At 58.8% G+C, this 15,268-nt stretch carries 15 protein-coding genes; 3 read left to right on the top strand and 12 right to left on the bottom strand.

The window, feature by feature from the left end:
• Positions 1-12: 12 nt before the first annotated feature.
• Positions 13-828: an SDR family oxidoreductase gene (locus tag AC1D2Q_RS14075; protein WP_477813553.1), complete on the bottom strand. Its 816-nt coding sequence runs from the start codon at positions 826-828 to the stop codon at positions 13-15.
• Between the two features lie 288 nt (positions 829-1,116).
• Between AC1D2Q_RS14075 and AC1D2Q_RS14070 the strand changes: the two genes are divergently transcribed.
• Positions 1,117-1,275, top strand: coding sequence for a DUF3309 family protein (locus AC1D2Q_RS14070; protein WP_172901242.1), 159 nt, complete (start codon positions 1,117-1,119; stop codon positions 1,273-1,275).
• Positions 1,276-1,336: 61 nt separating this feature from the next.
• Here the strand turns inward: AC1D2Q_RS14070 and AC1D2Q_RS14065 are convergent, their stop codons facing one another.
• The 10 genes from AC1D2Q_RS14065 to AC1D2Q_RS14020 all read right to left on the bottom strand — a co-directional run bounded on the left by AC1D2Q_RS14065 (position 1,337) and on the right by AC1D2Q_RS14020 (position 10,833).
• Entirely contained in the window at positions 1,337-3,430 is a 2,094-nt protein-coding gene (locus tag AC1D2Q_RS14065) for an LTA synthase family protein (protein WP_477813552.1), read from the bottom strand.
• Positions 3,431-3,782: 352 nt separating this feature from the next.
• Positions 3,783-4,385 (bottom strand): START domain-containing protein, encoded by a 603-nt coding sequence (locus tag AC1D2Q_RS14060; protein WP_477813551.1) that lies wholly within the window; start codon positions 4,383-4,385, stop codon positions 3,783-3,785.
• A 41-nt stretch (positions 4,386-4,426) separates the two neighbouring features.
• A complete protein-coding gene (locus AC1D2Q_RS14055; protein WP_007942053.1) occupies positions 4,427-4,681 on the bottom strand; it encodes a YkgJ family cysteine cluster protein in 255 nt (84 codons plus the stop codon).
• 167 nt (positions 4,682-4,848) lie between these two features.
• On the bottom strand, positions 4,849-5,316 hold the full coding sequence (locus AC1D2Q_RS14050) for a translation initiation factor 2 (protein ID WP_477813550.1): 468 nt from the start codon (positions 5,314-5,316) through the stop codon (positions 4,849-4,851).
• An 87-nt stretch (positions 5,317-5,403) separates the two neighbouring features.
• A complete protein-coding gene (locus tag AC1D2Q_RS14045) occupies positions 5,404-6,843 on the bottom strand; it encodes an aminotransferase-like domain-containing protein (RefSeq protein WP_305425768.1) in 1,440 nt (479 codons plus the stop codon).
• Between the two features lie 202 nt (positions 6,844-7,045).
• Positions 7,046-7,858: an OmpA family protein gene (locus AC1D2Q_RS14040; RefSeq protein ID WP_477813549.1), complete on the bottom strand. Its 813-nt coding sequence runs from the start codon at positions 7,856-7,858 to the stop codon at positions 7,046-7,048.
• Positions 7,855-8,211 (bottom strand): DUF4398 domain-containing protein, encoded by a 357-nt coding sequence (locus tag AC1D2Q_RS14035; protein ID WP_018929885.1) that lies wholly within the window; start codon positions 8,209-8,211, stop codon positions 7,855-7,857. Before AC1D2Q_RS14035 ends, AC1D2Q_RS14040 begins: the two co-directional genes overlap by 4 nt.
• Before the next feature lie 9 nt (positions 8,212-8,220).
• Positions 8,221-9,069, bottom strand: coding sequence for a substrate-binding periplasmic protein (locus AC1D2Q_RS14030; protein ID WP_477813548.1), 849 nt, complete (start codon positions 9,067-9,069; stop codon positions 8,221-8,223).
• Between the two features lie 82 nt (positions 9,070-9,151).
• On the bottom strand, positions 9,152-10,081 hold the full coding sequence (locus AC1D2Q_RS14025) for an electron transfer flavoprotein subunit alpha/FixB family protein (protein ID WP_477813547.1): 930 nt from the start codon (positions 10,079-10,081) through the stop codon (positions 9,152-9,154).
• Between the two features lie 2 nt (positions 10,082-10,083).
• Positions 10,084-10,833, bottom strand: a complete 750-nt coding sequence (locus tag AC1D2Q_RS14020; protein WP_007903904.1) for an electron transfer flavoprotein subunit beta/FixA family protein — start codon at positions 10,831-10,833, stop codon at positions 10,084-10,086.
• Between the two features lie 546 nt (positions 10,834-11,379).
• Between AC1D2Q_RS14020 and AC1D2Q_RS14015 the strand changes: the two genes are divergently transcribed.
• Positions 11,380-13,044 (top strand): electron transfer flavoprotein-ubiquinone oxidoreductase, encoded by a 1,665-nt coding sequence (locus tag AC1D2Q_RS14015; RefSeq protein WP_477813546.1) that lies wholly within the window; start codon positions 11,380-11,382, stop codon positions 13,042-13,044.
• An 83-nt stretch (positions 13,045-13,127) separates the two neighbouring features.
• Here the strand turns inward: AC1D2Q_RS14015 and AC1D2Q_RS14010 are convergent, their stop codons facing one another.
• Entirely contained in the window at positions 13,128-14,018 is an 891-nt protein-coding gene (locus AC1D2Q_RS14010; protein WP_477813545.1) for an AraC family transcriptional regulator, read from the bottom strand.
• A gap of 190 nt (positions 14,019-14,208) precedes the next feature.
• Between AC1D2Q_RS14010 and AC1D2Q_RS14005 the strand changes: the two genes are divergently transcribed.
• Complete coding sequence (locus tag AC1D2Q_RS14005) at positions 14,209-15,261, top strand: NAD(P)-dependent alcohol dehydrogenase (RefSeq protein WP_477813544.1); 1,053 nt, start codon at positions 14,209-14,211, stop codon at positions 15,259-15,261.
• The last annotated feature ends 7 nt before the right edge of the window (positions 15,262-15,268 follow it).

The raw sequence follows: 15,268 nt of genomic DNA, 5'->3' as shown, positions 1-15,268 counted from the left end.
GCACAGGCAAGTTCAGCCTGCGTTTTGTTTGGCCTTGGCGCGCATTTTGTCGGCCATCACCGTCATTTCGTTGTAGAGCAATTGCGGGTCTTTCTGTTTGATCGCCCAGGCCACACGGCCCTGCTCGTGAGGCAGGATCAAGAATTCGCCGGCGGCGACCTGCTGATAGATGTAGTCGGCAATGTCAGCAGCGGTGATCGGTGAGCTTTCCAGCAATTTGCCGACCTGGGCTTTCATGGCCGGGGTCGGGCCACGGAAGGAGTCCAGCAGATTGGTCTGGAAGAACGACGGGCAAACTACATGCACGCTGACTTCCTCATGGGCCAGTTCAATCAGCAAACTTTCGGACAACGCCACCACACCCGCCTTGGCCACGTTGTAGTTGCTCATGGCCGGGCCTTGCATCAGCGCCGCCATCGAGGCGATGTTGATGATTTTGCCTTTGCTTTTCTCCAGCAGCGGCAGGAAGGCCTTGCAGCCCTTGACCACGCCCATCAGGTTGATCGCGATTTGCCAATCCCAGTCCTCCAGCGACAGTTCACTGAAGAACCCGCCCGAGGCCACACCGGCATTGTTGACGATGACATCGATACCGCCGAACTTCTCTTCACAGGCTTGGGCGAACGCCGTCAGCTGGCTGTAGTCGCGTACATCGCAACGCTGGATGAAGCCGTCACCGCCGGCTTCGCGCACCAGCTTGAGGGTTTCCTGCAGGCCGGGCTCACTGACATCCGACAAGGCCAGCTGCCAGCCTTCACGCGCCCAGCGCAGCGCGATTTCGCGACCCAGGCCTGAGCCCGCGCCAGTGATCATCATGCGATTTTGCATAGCAAACAGCCTTGTTGTTCCGGGGAAGATGCACCGAGTGTAGCGAAGGATAATGCGCGACCCACGCTCCATCAGAGTGCTGAATGGCCAGCGATGAATCACGGCGCGGTGCGGTTGTTTCAACTTCGAGACAGAGCAAAAGAAATAAACATACTTTCCAAAAACATTAAAAAAACTTGGAATTTTTCTTCATAGCCATGAGTCGGATTTTTTAAGCAGCTAAGATTAATACAAGTCCAGCTGATGGCTAAAACGCCAGGTCAAACCCACAACGCTTCCAACAAGGAAATAGACATGGGCACAATTCTTATCGTTATTCTTATCCTGTTGCTGATAGGCGGCCTGCCGGTCTTCCCGCACTCCAGAAGTTGGGGTTACGGCCCGTCCGGCATCATCGGCGTGGTGTTGGTGGTGCTGTTGATCCTATTGCTGCTTGGCAAGATATAGAGATTCTACCGGCAAAAAAAAAGAGGCCCTGCGAAGGGCCTCTTTTCCATGTCCGGAGAACTTAGTCCGGCTTGCCGTCAACCACACCGGCGGTGTTGTCCAACAGGCTCTTGGTAGCCGTCTGGATGAACGACTCGAGTTTCTGCTTGAGCGCCGCTTCGTCAGCCGATGCCGGGATCACTTCACCTTTCGGGTTAGCGCCCAGTTCGTATTGATACAACTTCGGCGGCATCTCTTTAGGCAGTACCAGCACGCGGTCCGCGGTGAGCAAGGCGACCGTCTGATCGCTGCCCGACGGCTTGATCATGCCGAAACCCTTGTCACCTTCCGGCAGGTTCAGCAAGTCGCGCCCCCAGCATTGATGAACCACGTCGCCACCCACGCGGCCCATGATGGTCGGCACGATGTCGATCTGGGTGCCCACTGTGTGGTCGACCTGACCGAATTTTTCCTGTATGCCCGGCCCGATCATCAGCATCGGCACGTTGAAGCGGCCCAGGTCCATTTCGGTGATCTGTTGTTCATTACCAAAACCGTGGTCGCCGACGATCACGAACAGGGTTTCCTTGAAGTACGGCTCTTTGCGGGCCTTTTCAAAGAACTGACCCAATGCCCAGTCGGAGTAGCGCATGGCGGTCAAGTGTTCGTTGAGGCTGCCACGATCGGTCACGCGCTCCACCGGCAATGGCGTCGGCAACGCGTATGGCGTGTGGTTGGACAGGGTTTGCAGCAAGGCATAGAACGGTTTCTTGTCCTTGCCGTCGCGGGCTTTCAATTCTTCCAGGCCACGGTTGAACATGTCTTGGTCAGACACGCCCCAGGTCGGATCGGAGAACACCGGGTTGACAAAGTCATTGCGCCCGATGAAGTTGGTCATGCCCTGATTGCTGAAGAAGCCCGACTGGTTGTCCCAGGCGAAGTCGCCGTTATAAACATACACATCGTCGTAGCCACGACTGCTGAGCAACTGCGGCAGGCCAGACAGTTTGTGGCTGCCTTCCGGCGTCTGCATCAGGTATTCGAAACCCGGCAGGTTCGGGAAGCAGGCCATGGTGGCGAACATACCCTGGTGGGTATGGGTGCCGTTGGAGAAGAAACGGTCGAACAACAGGCCTTCTTTCGACAGTTTGTCGAAGTACGGCGTGATCTCGCCCGGACGTCCCAGAGCGCCCACCGAGTGACCGGCGAAGCTTTCCATCAGGATCACCACGACGTTCTTGATCGGCAGTGTCTTGTCGGTGGCGGGGGTGTAATTGCGGCGCACCGCGGCGGTCTCCGGGTTCACCAGTTTGTCGCTCGGAGTCAGCAACATATCGCGCACAGTCTGCTGGGCCAGAGGTTGTTCCAGTGTGGCTTTCCAGATGTTGTCGCGCTCTTCGGACATCCGGCTCTTGGCCGCGGCGATCAGCGACAGCGTGCCGTTGAGGCCCAACTGGTTGGCGAAGTTCGAGTCGGTGGTGTAGACGTCACCCCAACGCAGCGGCGGGCCCTGGCGCAGGGTGCCACGCGCCGCGACCACGCAGACCATCAGGCAGACCACGAACACCACGCCGCGCGCATACCACGGAGCGACCTGGCGCGTGCCGATGCTGCCACCGCTGAACGGCCCGCGAGGACGAGTGGCGCGGTCGGCGCCCTTGAACGCGAGGGTCAGAATCAACGTGCCCACACCCCAGGCCAACAGGTAGCGAACTACCGGAAAACCGTACCAGAGCATGCTCATCACGGTTTTCGGGTCTTCTTTCACGTACTGGAAGACCAGGCCGTTGAGGCGCTGGTGGAACTCGCGGTAAAAGTCCATCTCCATCAGGCCGAGGAACAGCGCGATACTCGAGGCAATGGTCAACCAGAGCCGGAAGAACCCGCGGGCCGCCATGGCCCGGGCGCTGAACAGGGCCAGCAGCAGCGGAACGCTGAGGTAAACCACCAGGCGCAAGTCGAAACGCAGGCCATTGGCGAACGCTTCCAGGAAGGTCGAAGCCGGTGTGTCGAGGATCATCGAGCGGTTGTAGACCAGCAGCGCGACGCGCAGCAGGCTGAACATGACCATCATGATCAGGGCGCACAACAGCGTGTAGGCCAGATGCGATTTGACGGTCGGTTGCAGCAGGCGACTAGTAGCTCGCTGCTGATTCAGGGCGTCCGGGTTTGCCATGTCGTTTTAGGACCCATTGGAAGTTGAAGTTACAAAAATACAGTGGCGCCTTGCCCTCTGTTGGCCATCCTCGGCCCCGGGGCGTGCGCGGTGCGCAAATGTTGCACGATCAACCGCGGCATTGCCATTGATTACTGTCCGGCAGCCCAACTGTCGCTTGTAGCGCTCTGGGACAAGAGGCGTTGCGCAAAGTTGCGGGGTTGATTCGTTGAGGCGAATTGTCTTGGAGAGATTGTGAAAATTTCGTTCAACGCATATCCGGAAACAAAATAACTCCCCTCCCTTGGTAAAAATGAAACGCCCCGATTTGATCGGGGCGTTGTTGAACAGGCCGTATGAACAGAATACGCGGTTACTTCTCGGCGCGTTCTTTCAGGGCTTTGAGAGTATTGAACGGCGCATCGACCACGAACTTGTTGGCCAACCACGACGGCACGCTGCCGCCTGGATCGGTGTGGACCTGATACGTCACTTCGACTTGATCGCCTTTGGGCACGAACTTCCAGAAACCCTTGATCTGGGCAACCCGTACAAAACCTTTTTCTTCCGGAAGGTACTTCGGCTGCCCTTCCAGCTCGCGGGTCAGGCTGCCATCGGCGCCGTCAACGGTGGTGACATGCAATATCGAATCGCGAGGAGTCACCGGCCACGGTGTATTGAACTGAGTGTAGGTCCAGCTCTGGTTGCCTTCATGCTTGAGCAGCTTCTGGACCTTGCACTCGTGAATCCAAGCGCAGGCTCCCGGAACGTCTTCCTGCAGTGCACGCAGTTTGGCCATGGTGGTCTTCATGATGGTTACACCACGGTAAGCCTTGTATTGGGAACCGGCCACCTCACTCAAGGACACCTTGATGCCGTCTTCGTCCTTGGCGGTTTTCCAGTCTTCGGCCTGGGCCGTGGAGGCCAGCAAAACCGTCAAACCACACAGCACAGCGATACGATGCAGCGAACCCATAGTCTTATTCCTTATTGTTGAAGTTCCGTTCGTTGAACACATCACGCGGCCGTCATTTGCTCCCACCAGCCCAGCAATTTGATCGCTTCGTCGCGGCTGCTTCCGCAAACCTCGACATCGGCCTCAAATGCCGAACACACCGCGGGACGTTCCGGCTTGCCGAAAATGCTGCACAGGTTATCGGCGGACAGTTGTACGCATCGTTCTCCGGCGGCTTTGCCATTGGGCATGCCGGGAATCGGCGAACTGATGGAAGGGGCAATGCAACAGGCGCCACAGCCTTCACGGCATCTCATGACGACAAGCTCCTCGCGACGAGCAATGTGTTAAAGGGACGTGGCACAGAGTAACGGCTAAAACAGTTGTTTTAAATTACCCGGGCCCGGGTTTTTACGCTCAAACGAACGTGACTGACCAGTCTCCGACAAAGCGTCTGTTTCGCGGGTCACGAACAGGGGGAAATTTACTGCTTGAACTCGAATTCCAGCGCCGCGCCTTCAACTTCCCGGCGCTCTTCATTGCGCAACTGCAGCTTCATTTCGTTACTGATCAGGCGACCGTTGAGCTGAAACGGACTGCTCTTGCCACCGAACATTTGTGGCAACACCGCATCGTGTCGGGGCAACGGGACCGTGCCGACCGGTTTCAATTCTTCGACCTTGTCCTTGGGCAAACTCAAGTCGAGAGTGGCCGGAGGGAGTTGGGTTTTCACCACTTCACTGGCCGGTTTCGACTTGGAAGCAATGGGGGAGCGTTTTTTTACCGGTGCAGCCTTCTTTTTGACCGGAGTGGCTTTTTTGACCGGCGCTGTTTTATCAGTGGTTGTGCTGGCTGTCGGTTTTTCCTGAACGGAAGCCGCCATGACACCTTCCGCGTGACAAGTCATCAACAGGCAGATCAATAACCAGGCAGCAGGAAAAATCGGCTTCATGGACCCAACGGCGCGAACGGCAGAAGGTTATATGCTCGCCTGTTGGAGGCGACAAGACAAGCGGGCAGTTCATAACTGCCCGGCAGGTTAAAAACCGCTCGTCGTCTCTTGGCAAAGTTGCGTTGCCAGCAACCCCAGCGTCATCAATGCACGCTCGGCCTCGCGGTTCCAGGGGATGCCACAGTTCAGGCGAATGCAGTGATTGAACTGTTCGGTGTTACTGAAAATCAGCCCCGGCGCAATGCTGATGCCCTGCTGCAGCGCACGCACATGCAACTCTTGCGTATTGACCCGCCCCGGCAGACTGACCCACAGAATGAAACCGCCGGTAGGTCGGGTCATCTGTGTACCTTCCGGGAAGTATTGCTGCACTGCCAGTTGGAAAGCGCTGAGGTTCTTGCGGTACTCCTGACGGATGTAACGCAAATGCCGGTCGTACCCGCCGTTCTCCAGATAGGCCGCAATGCCCATTTGCGTGACACTGCAGGCCGAATGCGTGCTGAACGTCTGCAAGCGCTGAATTTCCTGCTGGTACTTGCCGGCAATCATCCAGCCGATCCGCACGCCGGGCGACAGGGTTTTGGAGAAGCTGGAGCAATAAATCACCCGATCCAGCCGGTCATAGGCCTTGAGCGATTTGGTGCGGCCCTGCTCGAACATCAGCTCGCCGTATATATCGTCTTCGACAACCTGAATATCGAAATCCGAAGCCAGACGCAGCAGTTGTTTCTGCCGCTCTTCGGGCATGGTGCCGCCCAAGGGATTGCTCAGGCGCGTGGTCAGCACCAGGGCCTTGATCGACCACTGGTTGGCCGCCAATTGCAAGGCTTCGAGGCTCATGCCGGTGGCCGGATCGCTGGGGATCTCGATGACTTTCAGCCCCAGCAGGTCGGCCAGTTGCAGCAAACCGTAATAGGTCGGCGACTCGGCGGCGATCAGATCGCCCGGCCGGGTCAATACGCGCAGAGACATCTGCAACGCATCGACGCAGCCGTGGGTGATTACCACTTCCGACGGATCAACCACCACGCCGGCGTCGCGCATGCGGATCGCCACTTGCCGACGCAACGGCTCGAAACCAGGGCTGAACATATAGCTGAACGCCCGCGGACTATGGAAACGGGTGACTTTGGCCAGTTGCTGATGCAGTGCCCGCACCGGCAGATAATCGACGCTCGGTACGGCTGCGCCCAACGGGAACACGCCTTCGCGGCGGGATTCGACCAGGACTTGCTGAATGATGCTGCTGCGGGTGACCAGGCCTGGACGCTCGACCCGGGCGATGTCCGGGGTCGGTGCCGTCAGGGCGGGTGTCTGGTGCACGTAGTAACCGGATTGCGGCCGGGCACGGATCAGCCCTTGATCTTCAAGGTTCGCGTAGGCCTGCAACACCGTCGCATGGCTGACGTTGAGCTGCGAGCTCATCTTGCGCACTGAAGGCACGCGCTCTCCCGGCTGATAGACGCCGCGGCGGATGTCTTCGGCCAGTTGCTGAGCAATACGTTGATAGAGCAAGAGATTGGTCATGACGCAGCACTCGATTTCACGGGCATTTTATTCTTGTGTGAAACAATACCGGAACAGTTTAGAAGTGTACTGGGACAGTTAATACAATAGTCGACCATACAGTGCGGTGTCAGCAAAAACTGTACTGTTTAACGACGCATTTGACGGGCGCAAAAAAACCCGGCGCTGCTGAGCAGGCCGGGCTTTTCCAGTAACGCAGCCCTTAACGAGCCGCGCCGAGCTGGCCTTTTTCGTCGGAGAACACAATTTCCACCCGACGGTTCTGTGCACGACCGCGCTCGGAAGCGTTGGCGTCCACCGGGTACTCATCGCCGTACCCTTCAACCTGGATGCGTTTGTCGTCGATGCCCAGGTCCGTCAATACGTCAGCTACCGATTGCGCCCGGTCGCGGGACAGCTTGAGGTTTTCCTGTTTGCCGCCAGTGCTGTCGGTGTAGCCCTCGATCCGCACCACACGCTTGGGGTTGAGCTGCAGGAACTGGACGATCTTCAACACCACGCGGTTCGCCGAGCTCTTCAGCTCCGCCTCACCGGTATCGAACAGTACATCACCCAGGGTCATCACCAGACCACGGTCAGTCTGGGTGGTCGCCAGCGCCACGATCTGCTCTTCGAGCCACTTGCCCTGTTGCTGCACGCTAAGCAACTTGGACTCACGCAGCGCCAATTGCAGGCGCTGACGCTCGAGTTCGAGCTTCGCTGCGCGCTCTTCGTTGAGCACTTGATTGGTGTGTTCCCGGGCAATTTCACTGTAGCGCTGGCTCAGGTAGGCGTAATGCGCCACGTCCGAACCGCTGCCCCAGTAGCTGGACAGTCGATCGGCGCGGGCCAGGGACTCGCCGGCACGGATCACGTCCTTGGGCGCGATACGCAACACGTTGGAGTCTTCCTTGACCTTCTGGAAGTCGGCACCGGCCTGCTGCAACGCAGCTTCGCTGTGTTGACCGGCGCAGCCATAAAGGCTTGCGCAGCCGACCAGGATCAAGCCGCCGAGTGCTTTGGTCTTCAGGTTCATTGGGCATCTCCCAGTTGCTTGCGCAGGCGGGTGATGCGGGTATTGAGCACGTTCAACTGCTCCTCGCTCTTGTGGGTCAGGACCCGGGCTTCGGCCAGGCGCGCGTCCAGCTCGGCCTGCTCGGCCCGCATGCGCGCATTCTTGAAGGACTGGTCGGCCATGTTGCCCTTGGCACGGTTGAACTTGTCCTGGGCCAGTTTCAGCTCCGGCACTTCCTCGGCGGTAGCGCCCACGGCCTTGGCTTGTTCGAGGGCCTGTTCGGTCAGGCGTATTTGTTCATTCGGCGCCGGATCGGCTGCACAACCCGCCAGAGCCAGAACGGCCAGGGCAGCGAAAAGAGGTCGAATACTCACTAAAAATCCCTACTGTTTTGGGGTACTGACAGGTTGTGGCTGCGGTTGTGAGCCTTGCGCTTTCCAACGCTCGATATTGCGCAGCAACGCAGCTTCCGTCAGTCCGGACGCGGGCAATTCTGTCATCTTTTTGGCCAGCTGTCCGCGCAACCAAGGATCGTTACAGGCGGAGTTATGGGAAACCGCGAGGTACAGGCCGGGTTTGTCGATGGGTTGTGGGTGGGCCATCAAGTCATTGGCCATCCCCAGCGTCTGCACCATGGCCATGCCCGAGTAGCGACCGGCGAGGACAAACTCCACCTCGCCCAGCAGTAATTTCTGAAAGGCCTGAGTCAGATTGGGTGTGCGCACGAGGGTCAATTGCTGCTCGGCGAAAGTTCCGAATGAAGGGCTCACTCGAGCCTTTTCCGACAACGCGCCGGGATGACCGTGAAGGTCCTGCGCCTCGTTGTAGACCAGTAGTGAATCGTTGCGGGTCCAGACCAGGTAATCGTTTTCCAGCAGCGGTGGATGGATGTAATCCAGATTTTCCAGCTCAGTGACCGTCAACGGCGCATCGGCCAGCATGTCCATGCGCCCGCTGCGCACTTCGTCCAGGGCCTGGGAACGTTTGCCGGCATAAAGCAGCTCAACCTTGATGCCCAACTCCCCCGCCACTTGCTGCAACAAATCAGCACTGGCGCCGATCAGATGCTTGGGGTTTTGCGGGTCTTGCCACAGGTACGGAGGTGCGTCGGGGCTGCCGGTCACGATCAAGCGTTCGCATTTGCCCGCAGCGCTGGACAGCCCCGGTATCAGCGCCAGACTTAAACACAGCCCTGGCAAAAAAGAGCAGCCAAACCAGTGGCGCAGATCCATGGCAACACTCTCCCCACTCAAATCCGGAACAAAAAAAAAGCCCGACCAAAAGGCCGGGCTCTTTATAAGTCAAGCCGCCGGATTAGACCAGCTTCTCGAACTCAGGGATGGCTTCGAACAGGTCTGCCACCAGGCCGTAATCGGCCACCTGGAAGATCGGCGCTTCTTCGTCCTTGTTGATCGCCACGATTACTTTGGAGTCTTTCATGCCGGCCAGGTGCTGGATCGCGCCGGAGATACCAACGGCGATGTACAGCTGTGGCGCAACGATCTTGCCGGTCTGACCGACTTGCATATCGTTGGGTACGAAACCTGCGTCAACCGCAGCACGCGAAGCACCGACGGCAGCGCCCAGCTTGTCGGCCAGGGCGTACAGGTGTTTGAAGTTGTCGCCGTTCTGCATGCCACGACCACCGGAAACGACGATCTTGGCAGCGGTCAGTTCCGGACGATCGGACTTGGCCAGTTCTTCGTTGACGAAGCTGGAAGTGCCGGCGTTGTGAACAGCGGCAACAGCTTCAACGGCGGCCGAACCACCTTCGGCCGCCGCCGGGTCGAAACCGGTAGCCCGCACGGTGATCACTTTGACCGCCGCGTTGGACTGCACAGTGGCGATGGCGTTACCGGCGTAGATCGGGCGCTTGAAAGTATCGGCGCTTTCTACCGAGATGATCTCGGAGATCTGGTCAACGTCCAGCTGAGCGGCGACGCGCGGCAGGATGTTTTTGCCGTTGGAAGTGGCGGCAGCCAGGATGTGGCTGTAGCCCTTGCCCAACTCGGCTACCAGTGGGGCAACGTTCTCCGGCAGCTGATGCGCGTACGCGGCATTGTCAGCGTTCAGGACTTTGCTCACGCCAGCGATTTTCGCAGCGGCTTCAGCCACCGCCCCGGCGCCCTGGCCTGCAACCAGAACGTGGATGTCGCCACCGATCTTGGCGGCAGCAGCAACGGTGTTCAGCGTGGCCGGGGCCAGCACTTTGTTGTCGTGTTCGGCGATTACCAAGATAGTCATGATTAGATTACCTTCGCTTCGTTTTTCAGTTTCTCGACCAGTTCAGCCACCGACTTGACCTTGATACCCGCGCTGCGTGCAGCTGGCGCTTCGACTTTCAGGGTCTTGTTGGTGGAGGCGGTGGAAACGCCCAAAGCGTCCGGAGTCAGCACTTCGAGAGGCTTCTTCTTGGCTTTCATGATGTTTGGCAGGGACGCGTAGCGCGGCTCGTTCAAACGCAGGTCGGTGGTGACGATGGCCGGCAGTTTCAGGGAAACCGTCTGCGCACCGCCGTCGATTTCGCGGGTCACGGCAACTGTATCGCCGGACACTTCGACTTTCGACGCGAACGTGCCCTGACCGTAGCCGCTCAATGCTGCGAGCATTTGGCCAGTCTGGTTGTTATCGCTGTCGATGGCTTGTTTGCCGAGGATCACCAGCTGTGGCTGCTCCTTGTCGACAACAGCCTTGAGCAGCTTGGCCACGGCCAGGGAAGTCAGATCTTCAGCGGATTCGACGAGGATGGCGCGGTCGGCACCCAGAGCCAGCGCGGTGCGCAGTTGTTCTTGGGCGGTGGATGGGCCGATGGAGACGACGACGATTTCAGTCGCCACGCCTTTCTCTTTCAGACGTACGGCTTCTTCCACGGCGATTTCGCAGAACGGGTTCATCGACATCTTGACGTTGGCGAGGTCGACGCCGGAATTGTCCGCCTTGACGCGAACCTTGACGTTGTAATCCACAACGCGTTTGACAGCTACAAGAACCTTCATGGATTCCTCGTTACTCTCCGGTGAAAAGAAAGTCGCCTAGGCGAACCTGGCGGTTGATGCTCATCGGCGCAAGGGCACCTCTAAAAACGCTGGCAGGTGTATCGGGTGAACCTTGCTCACGAGGCTGATGACCGTTCGTCAGTGGTGACCGACAAGTCATTCATTACCGTGGCGTGTAAACTGCACGCGATACCTGCGCGGCGCTTCACCTTGTACTGCCATCGCCCTGTCTTTAGAGGTGCTCTTGAAACCTACATTCAGCCTACGGCGAGCGCAAAACCGCCCGTATCTTGACCGGAACACCTATTCCGGTCAATACGGCAAAATGGCCAGTCATAAGCCGCGTGACTTTGATTTATCTGGCTTTGAGCCGATTCAAACAAACGTTTGTATTGGACGCTAAGAGTGGTGTAGATATAATGCGCCACCCAGAGAGAAAGGTGGTTCATCGATTGTCCTCTGTGCCGCACTGTGGGGAATTCATGAATGCGACACCCAACCTCCAATTAGAAAAAAAACTGTTGAGCCTTGAGTAGGAGATAGCCTGTGGAACGCGAATACATGGAATTCGACGTGGTCATCGTCGGTGCCGGCCCCGCTGGCCTGTCCGCCGCCTGCCGTTTGAAGCAGAAGGCCGCCGAAGCCGGTAAGGAAATCAGCGTCTGCGTGGTCGAAAAAGGCTCCGAAGTCGGCGCTCATATCCTGTCCGGTGCCGTGTTCGAACCACGGGCCCTGAACGAACTGTTCCCGGACTGGAAAGAACTCGGCGCGCCGCTGAACACGCCAGTCACCCGCGATGACATCTTCGTTCTGAAAAACGCTGACAGCGCGCAGAAGATTCCAGACTTCTTTGTGCCCAAGACCATGCACAACGAAGGCAACTACATCATCTCCCTGGGCAACCTGTGCCGCTGGCTGGCCCAGCAGGCCGAGAACCTGGGCGTGGAAATCTACCCGGGCTTCGCCGCCCAGGAAGCGCTGTTCGACGAGAACGGCGTAGTCCGCGGGATCATCACCGGCGATTTGGGCGTTGACCGCGAAGGCAAACCGAAGGAAGGCCTGTACACCCCAGGCATGGAACTGCGTGCCAAGTACACGCTGTTCGCCGAAGGTTGCCGCGGCCACATCGGCAAGCAGCTGCTCAAGCGTTTCAACCTCGACAGCGAAGCCGACGCCCAGCATTACGGCATCGGCCTGAAAGAAATCTGGGAAATCGACCCGGCCAAGCACCAGCCAGGCCTGGTGGTCCACACCGCGGGCTGGCCGCTGGACATCATGGGCACCGAGAACACCGGGGGCTCGTTCCTCTATCACCTGGAAAACAACCAGGTGGTGGTCGGTCTGATCGTCGATCTTTCCTACAGCAACACCTTCCTGTCGCCGTTCGATGAGTTCCAGCGCCTCAAGCATCACCCGGTGCTCAAGCAATACCTGGAAGGCGGCAAGCGCGTCAGCTACGGCGCTCGCGCCATCTGCAAAGGCGGCCTGAACTCGCTGCCGAAAATGGTCTTCAAGGGCGGCGCGCTGATCGGTTGCGACCTCGGCACCCTGAACTTCGCCAAGATCAAGGGCAGCCACACGGCGATGAAGTCCGGCATGCTCGCCGCTGACGCCGTGGCCGACGCGCTGTTTGCCGATCTGGACGGCACGCAAGAGCTGACCACTTATGTCGAAGCGTTCAAGAAGAGCTGGCTCTACGACGAACTGTTCGCCAGCCGCAACTTCGGCCCGGCGATGCACAAGTTCGGCCCGATCCTCGGCGCTGGCTTCAACTGGATCGACCAGAACATCTTCGGCGGCAAACTGCCGTTCACCCTGCGCGACACCAAGCCGGATTACGCGTGCCTGAAACTGGCGGCCGACTGCAAGAAGATCGACTACCCGAAACCGGACGGCAAGATCAGCTTCGACAAACTCAGCTCGGTGTTCATCTCCGGTACCAACCACGAAGAAGAGCAGCCGTGCCACTTGAAGCTGGCCGACGCGAGCATCCCGATCAGCAAGAACCTGCCGCTGTACGATGAACCTGCCCAGCGTTACTGCCCGGCCGGCGTGTACGAAGTGGTCACCCAGGAAGACGGCGAGAAGCGCTTCCAGATCAACGCCCAGAACTGCGTTCACTGCAAGACCTGCGACATCAAGGATCCTGCACAGAACATCACCTGGGTGGCGCCGGAAGGCTCTGGCGGCCCGACTTACCCGAACATGTAAGTCGACCGTCTGAACAACAAGGCTCCCTGAACGGGGGCCTTTTTGTTGCCCGCAATTCAAGCGTCACCACAAGAACCTGTGGATCAGGCTGCGCGCTCATCCCCCGGATTACGCTCGAAGTAGCGCTTGTACTCTCGGCTGAACTGCGACGTACTCTGATACCCCACCCGATGCGCCACCTGGGCCACGCCCAATCCTTCGCCCTGCAGCAAGCGCTGGGCCTTGAGCAAACGCAAACGCTTCAAATACTGCACTGGCGACAACAAGGTGCAGCGTTTGAAATGCTCGTGAAACGTCGATGCGCTCATGTTCGCGCAACTGGCCAGGGCTTCGACGTTCAGCGGCTCGGTGTAATGCGCATGCAGATGGCTCAGGGAGGCCGCGATCCGGGCGAACTGCCCCTGTTGCTCCACCAGCGCCCGCAATACATCGGCTTGCGGCCCACGCAAGGCGACGAACAACAACTCACGCAATCGCGCCTGTCCCATAACCTGGCTTTCCAGCGGGTCGTGCAGGCAGCGCAACAGCCGCTCAACACAACCACGCATCGCATCATCGAGCACCGCCGACGTCATGGACTCTGGCGTCTGCGCCGCGATACAGCGCCCCGACGCCAGCCCCATGGCCAGCACCAACTCACCGAGCAACACCCGGTCAATGGCGATGGAAATGCCCAGCATCGGGCCATCGGGCGCGGAAAACGTCTCGCACTCGAACGGCACCGGCAACGCCTGAATCAAATAATGCCCGGCGCCGTACTCCAGAGTACGCGACCCCAGATACGCCAACTTGCTGCCCTGGGCGATGATGACCAGGCTTGGCTCGTAGATTTGCGGGCCACGGGCCAAATCACAACTGGCCCGCAAAATCTGCACGCCCGGCAACGTGGTAGGCGTGAAACCATCGCGGGTGGTCAGCGGCTGGATCAGCGAAACCAGCGTGGCATTGGCATCGAGATGACGGGTCAACAACATGGAGAGCTCTTCACAAAAAAGTCGCGAAAAAAGGGATGAAAACATCATCGCAGGTCTGAACGCCAATGCGGCCAATCAACGGCGCATACCGGAGGATTAGGCATGACACCCGGAGGAATCGCCATGGCCGGTCACCCGTGCGGCGCCCAGAATGGCTCGCCTCACCTGTCACTGCTTTGCGAGGTTCACCATGTACACCGCCATCGGATACGCCGCTCAGTCGTCCACCACTCCCCTCGCCCCGATGAAATTCGAACGCCGCAGCCCACGGGCCGACGATGTGGCGATCGAGATTCTCTACTGCGGCGTCTGCCATTCCGACATCCACCAGGCGCGCAACGAGTGGGGCATTGCTGTTTACCCGTTGATGCCCGGCCATGAGATCGTCGGCAAAGTGACCGCCGTCGGTGCGAACGTTACCCAACACAAAGTCGGCGATCTGGTCGGTGTCGGCTGCATGGTCGACTCGTGCCGCCATTGCGAAGCCTGCCAGGCGGATCTGGAGCAATACTGCCTCGAAGGTCCGACCATGACCTACGCCACCCCGGACCGGGTTGATGGCAGCAACACCATGGGTGGTTACTCCGACAGCATCGTGGTCAGCGAACACTTTGTCGTGCGCATCCCGGAGAAACTCGACCCGGCCAGCGCCGCGCCGATTCTGTGTGCCGGCATCACCACCTACTCACCGCTCAAACACTATGGCGTCAAGGCCGGTGACAAGGTCGGGATTCTCGGCATGGGTGGCCTCGGTCACATGGGCATCAAGTTCGCCAAGGCGATGGGCGCAGAAGTGACCTTGTTCACCCGCTCGGCGAGCAAGGCTGAAGAAGGTCGTCGCCAAGGCGCGGACCACGTGATCGTGTCCACCGATGCCGAACAGATGAAGGCCGCCGCCGGACAATTCGATTTCCTGCTGGACACCATTCCGGTGCAGCACGACCTCAATCCCTACCTCGATACCCTGCGTTTCGACGGCGTACACATTCTGGTGGGCTTGATCGAGCCGATCGATCCGCCGGTGCATGCTGCCAAACTGGTATTGGGTCGTCGCGTGCTGGCCGGCTCCCTGATCGGCGGCATCGCCGAAACCCAGGAAGTGCTGGATTTCTGCGCCGAGCACGGCATCACCTGCGACATCGAAATGCTCGACATCCGTCAGATCAACGAGGCTTACACCCGCATGATCGCCGGTGACGTGAAGTACCGCTTCGTGATCGACATGGCGACGCTGAAGGTCTAAATCTTCG

This window comes from Pseudomonas sp. P1_A1, assembly GCF_056406935.1.
The sequence above is the reverse complement of the archived record's forward strand: the minus strand, read 5'-3'. Positions and strand labels throughout refer to the sequence as shown.

Bases quoted from the DNA above. Each gene is read 5' to 3' on its own strand.
- AC1D2Q_RS14075 (WP_477813553.1), bottom strand. From the start codon at position 828: ATGCAAAATCGCATGATGATCACTGGCGCGGGCTCAGGCCTGGGTCGC.
- AC1D2Q_RS14065 (WP_477813552.1), bottom strand. From the start codon at position 3,430: ATGGCAAACCCGGACGCCCTGAATCAGCAGCGAGCTACTAGTCGCCTG.
- AC1D2Q_RS14060 (WP_477813551.1), bottom strand. From the start codon at position 4,385: ATGGGTTCGCTGCATCGTATCGCTGTGCTGTGTGGTTTGACGGTTTTG.
- AC1D2Q_RS14055 (WP_007942053.1), bottom strand. From the start codon at position 4,681: ATGAGATGCCGTGAAGGCTGTGGCGCCTGTTGCATTGCCCCTTCCATC.
- AC1D2Q_RS14050 (WP_477813550.1), bottom strand. From the start codon at position 5,316: ATGAAGCCGATTTTTCCTGCTGCCTGGTTATTGATCTGCCTGTTGATG.
- AC1D2Q_RS14045 (WP_305425768.1), bottom strand. From the start codon at position 6,843: ATGACCAATCTCTTGCTCTATCAACGTATTGCTCAGCAACTGGCCGAA.
- AC1D2Q_RS14040 (WP_477813549.1), bottom strand. From the start codon at position 7,858: ATGAACCTGAAGACCAAAGCACTCGGCGGCTTGATCCTGGTCGGCTGC.
- AC1D2Q_RS14030 (WP_477813548.1), bottom strand. From the start codon at position 9,069: ATGGATCTGCGCCACTGGTTTGGCTGCTCTTTTTTGCCAGGGCTGTGT.
- AC1D2Q_RS14025 (WP_477813547.1), bottom strand. From the start codon at position 10,081: ATGACTATCTTGGTAATCGCCGAACACGACAACAAAGTGCTGGCCCCG.
- AC1D2Q_RS14020 (WP_007903904.1), bottom strand. From the start codon at position 10,833: ATGAAGGTTCTTGTAGCTGTCAAACGCGTTGTGGATTACAACGTCAAG.
- AC1D2Q_RS14010 (WP_477813545.1), bottom strand. From the start codon at position 14,018: ATGTTGTTGACCCGTCATCTCGATGCCAATGCCACGCTGGTTTCGCTG.
- AC1D2Q_RS14005 (WP_477813544.1), top strand. From the start codon at position 14,209: ATGTACACCGCCATCGGATACGCCGCTCAGTCGTCCACCACTCCCCTC.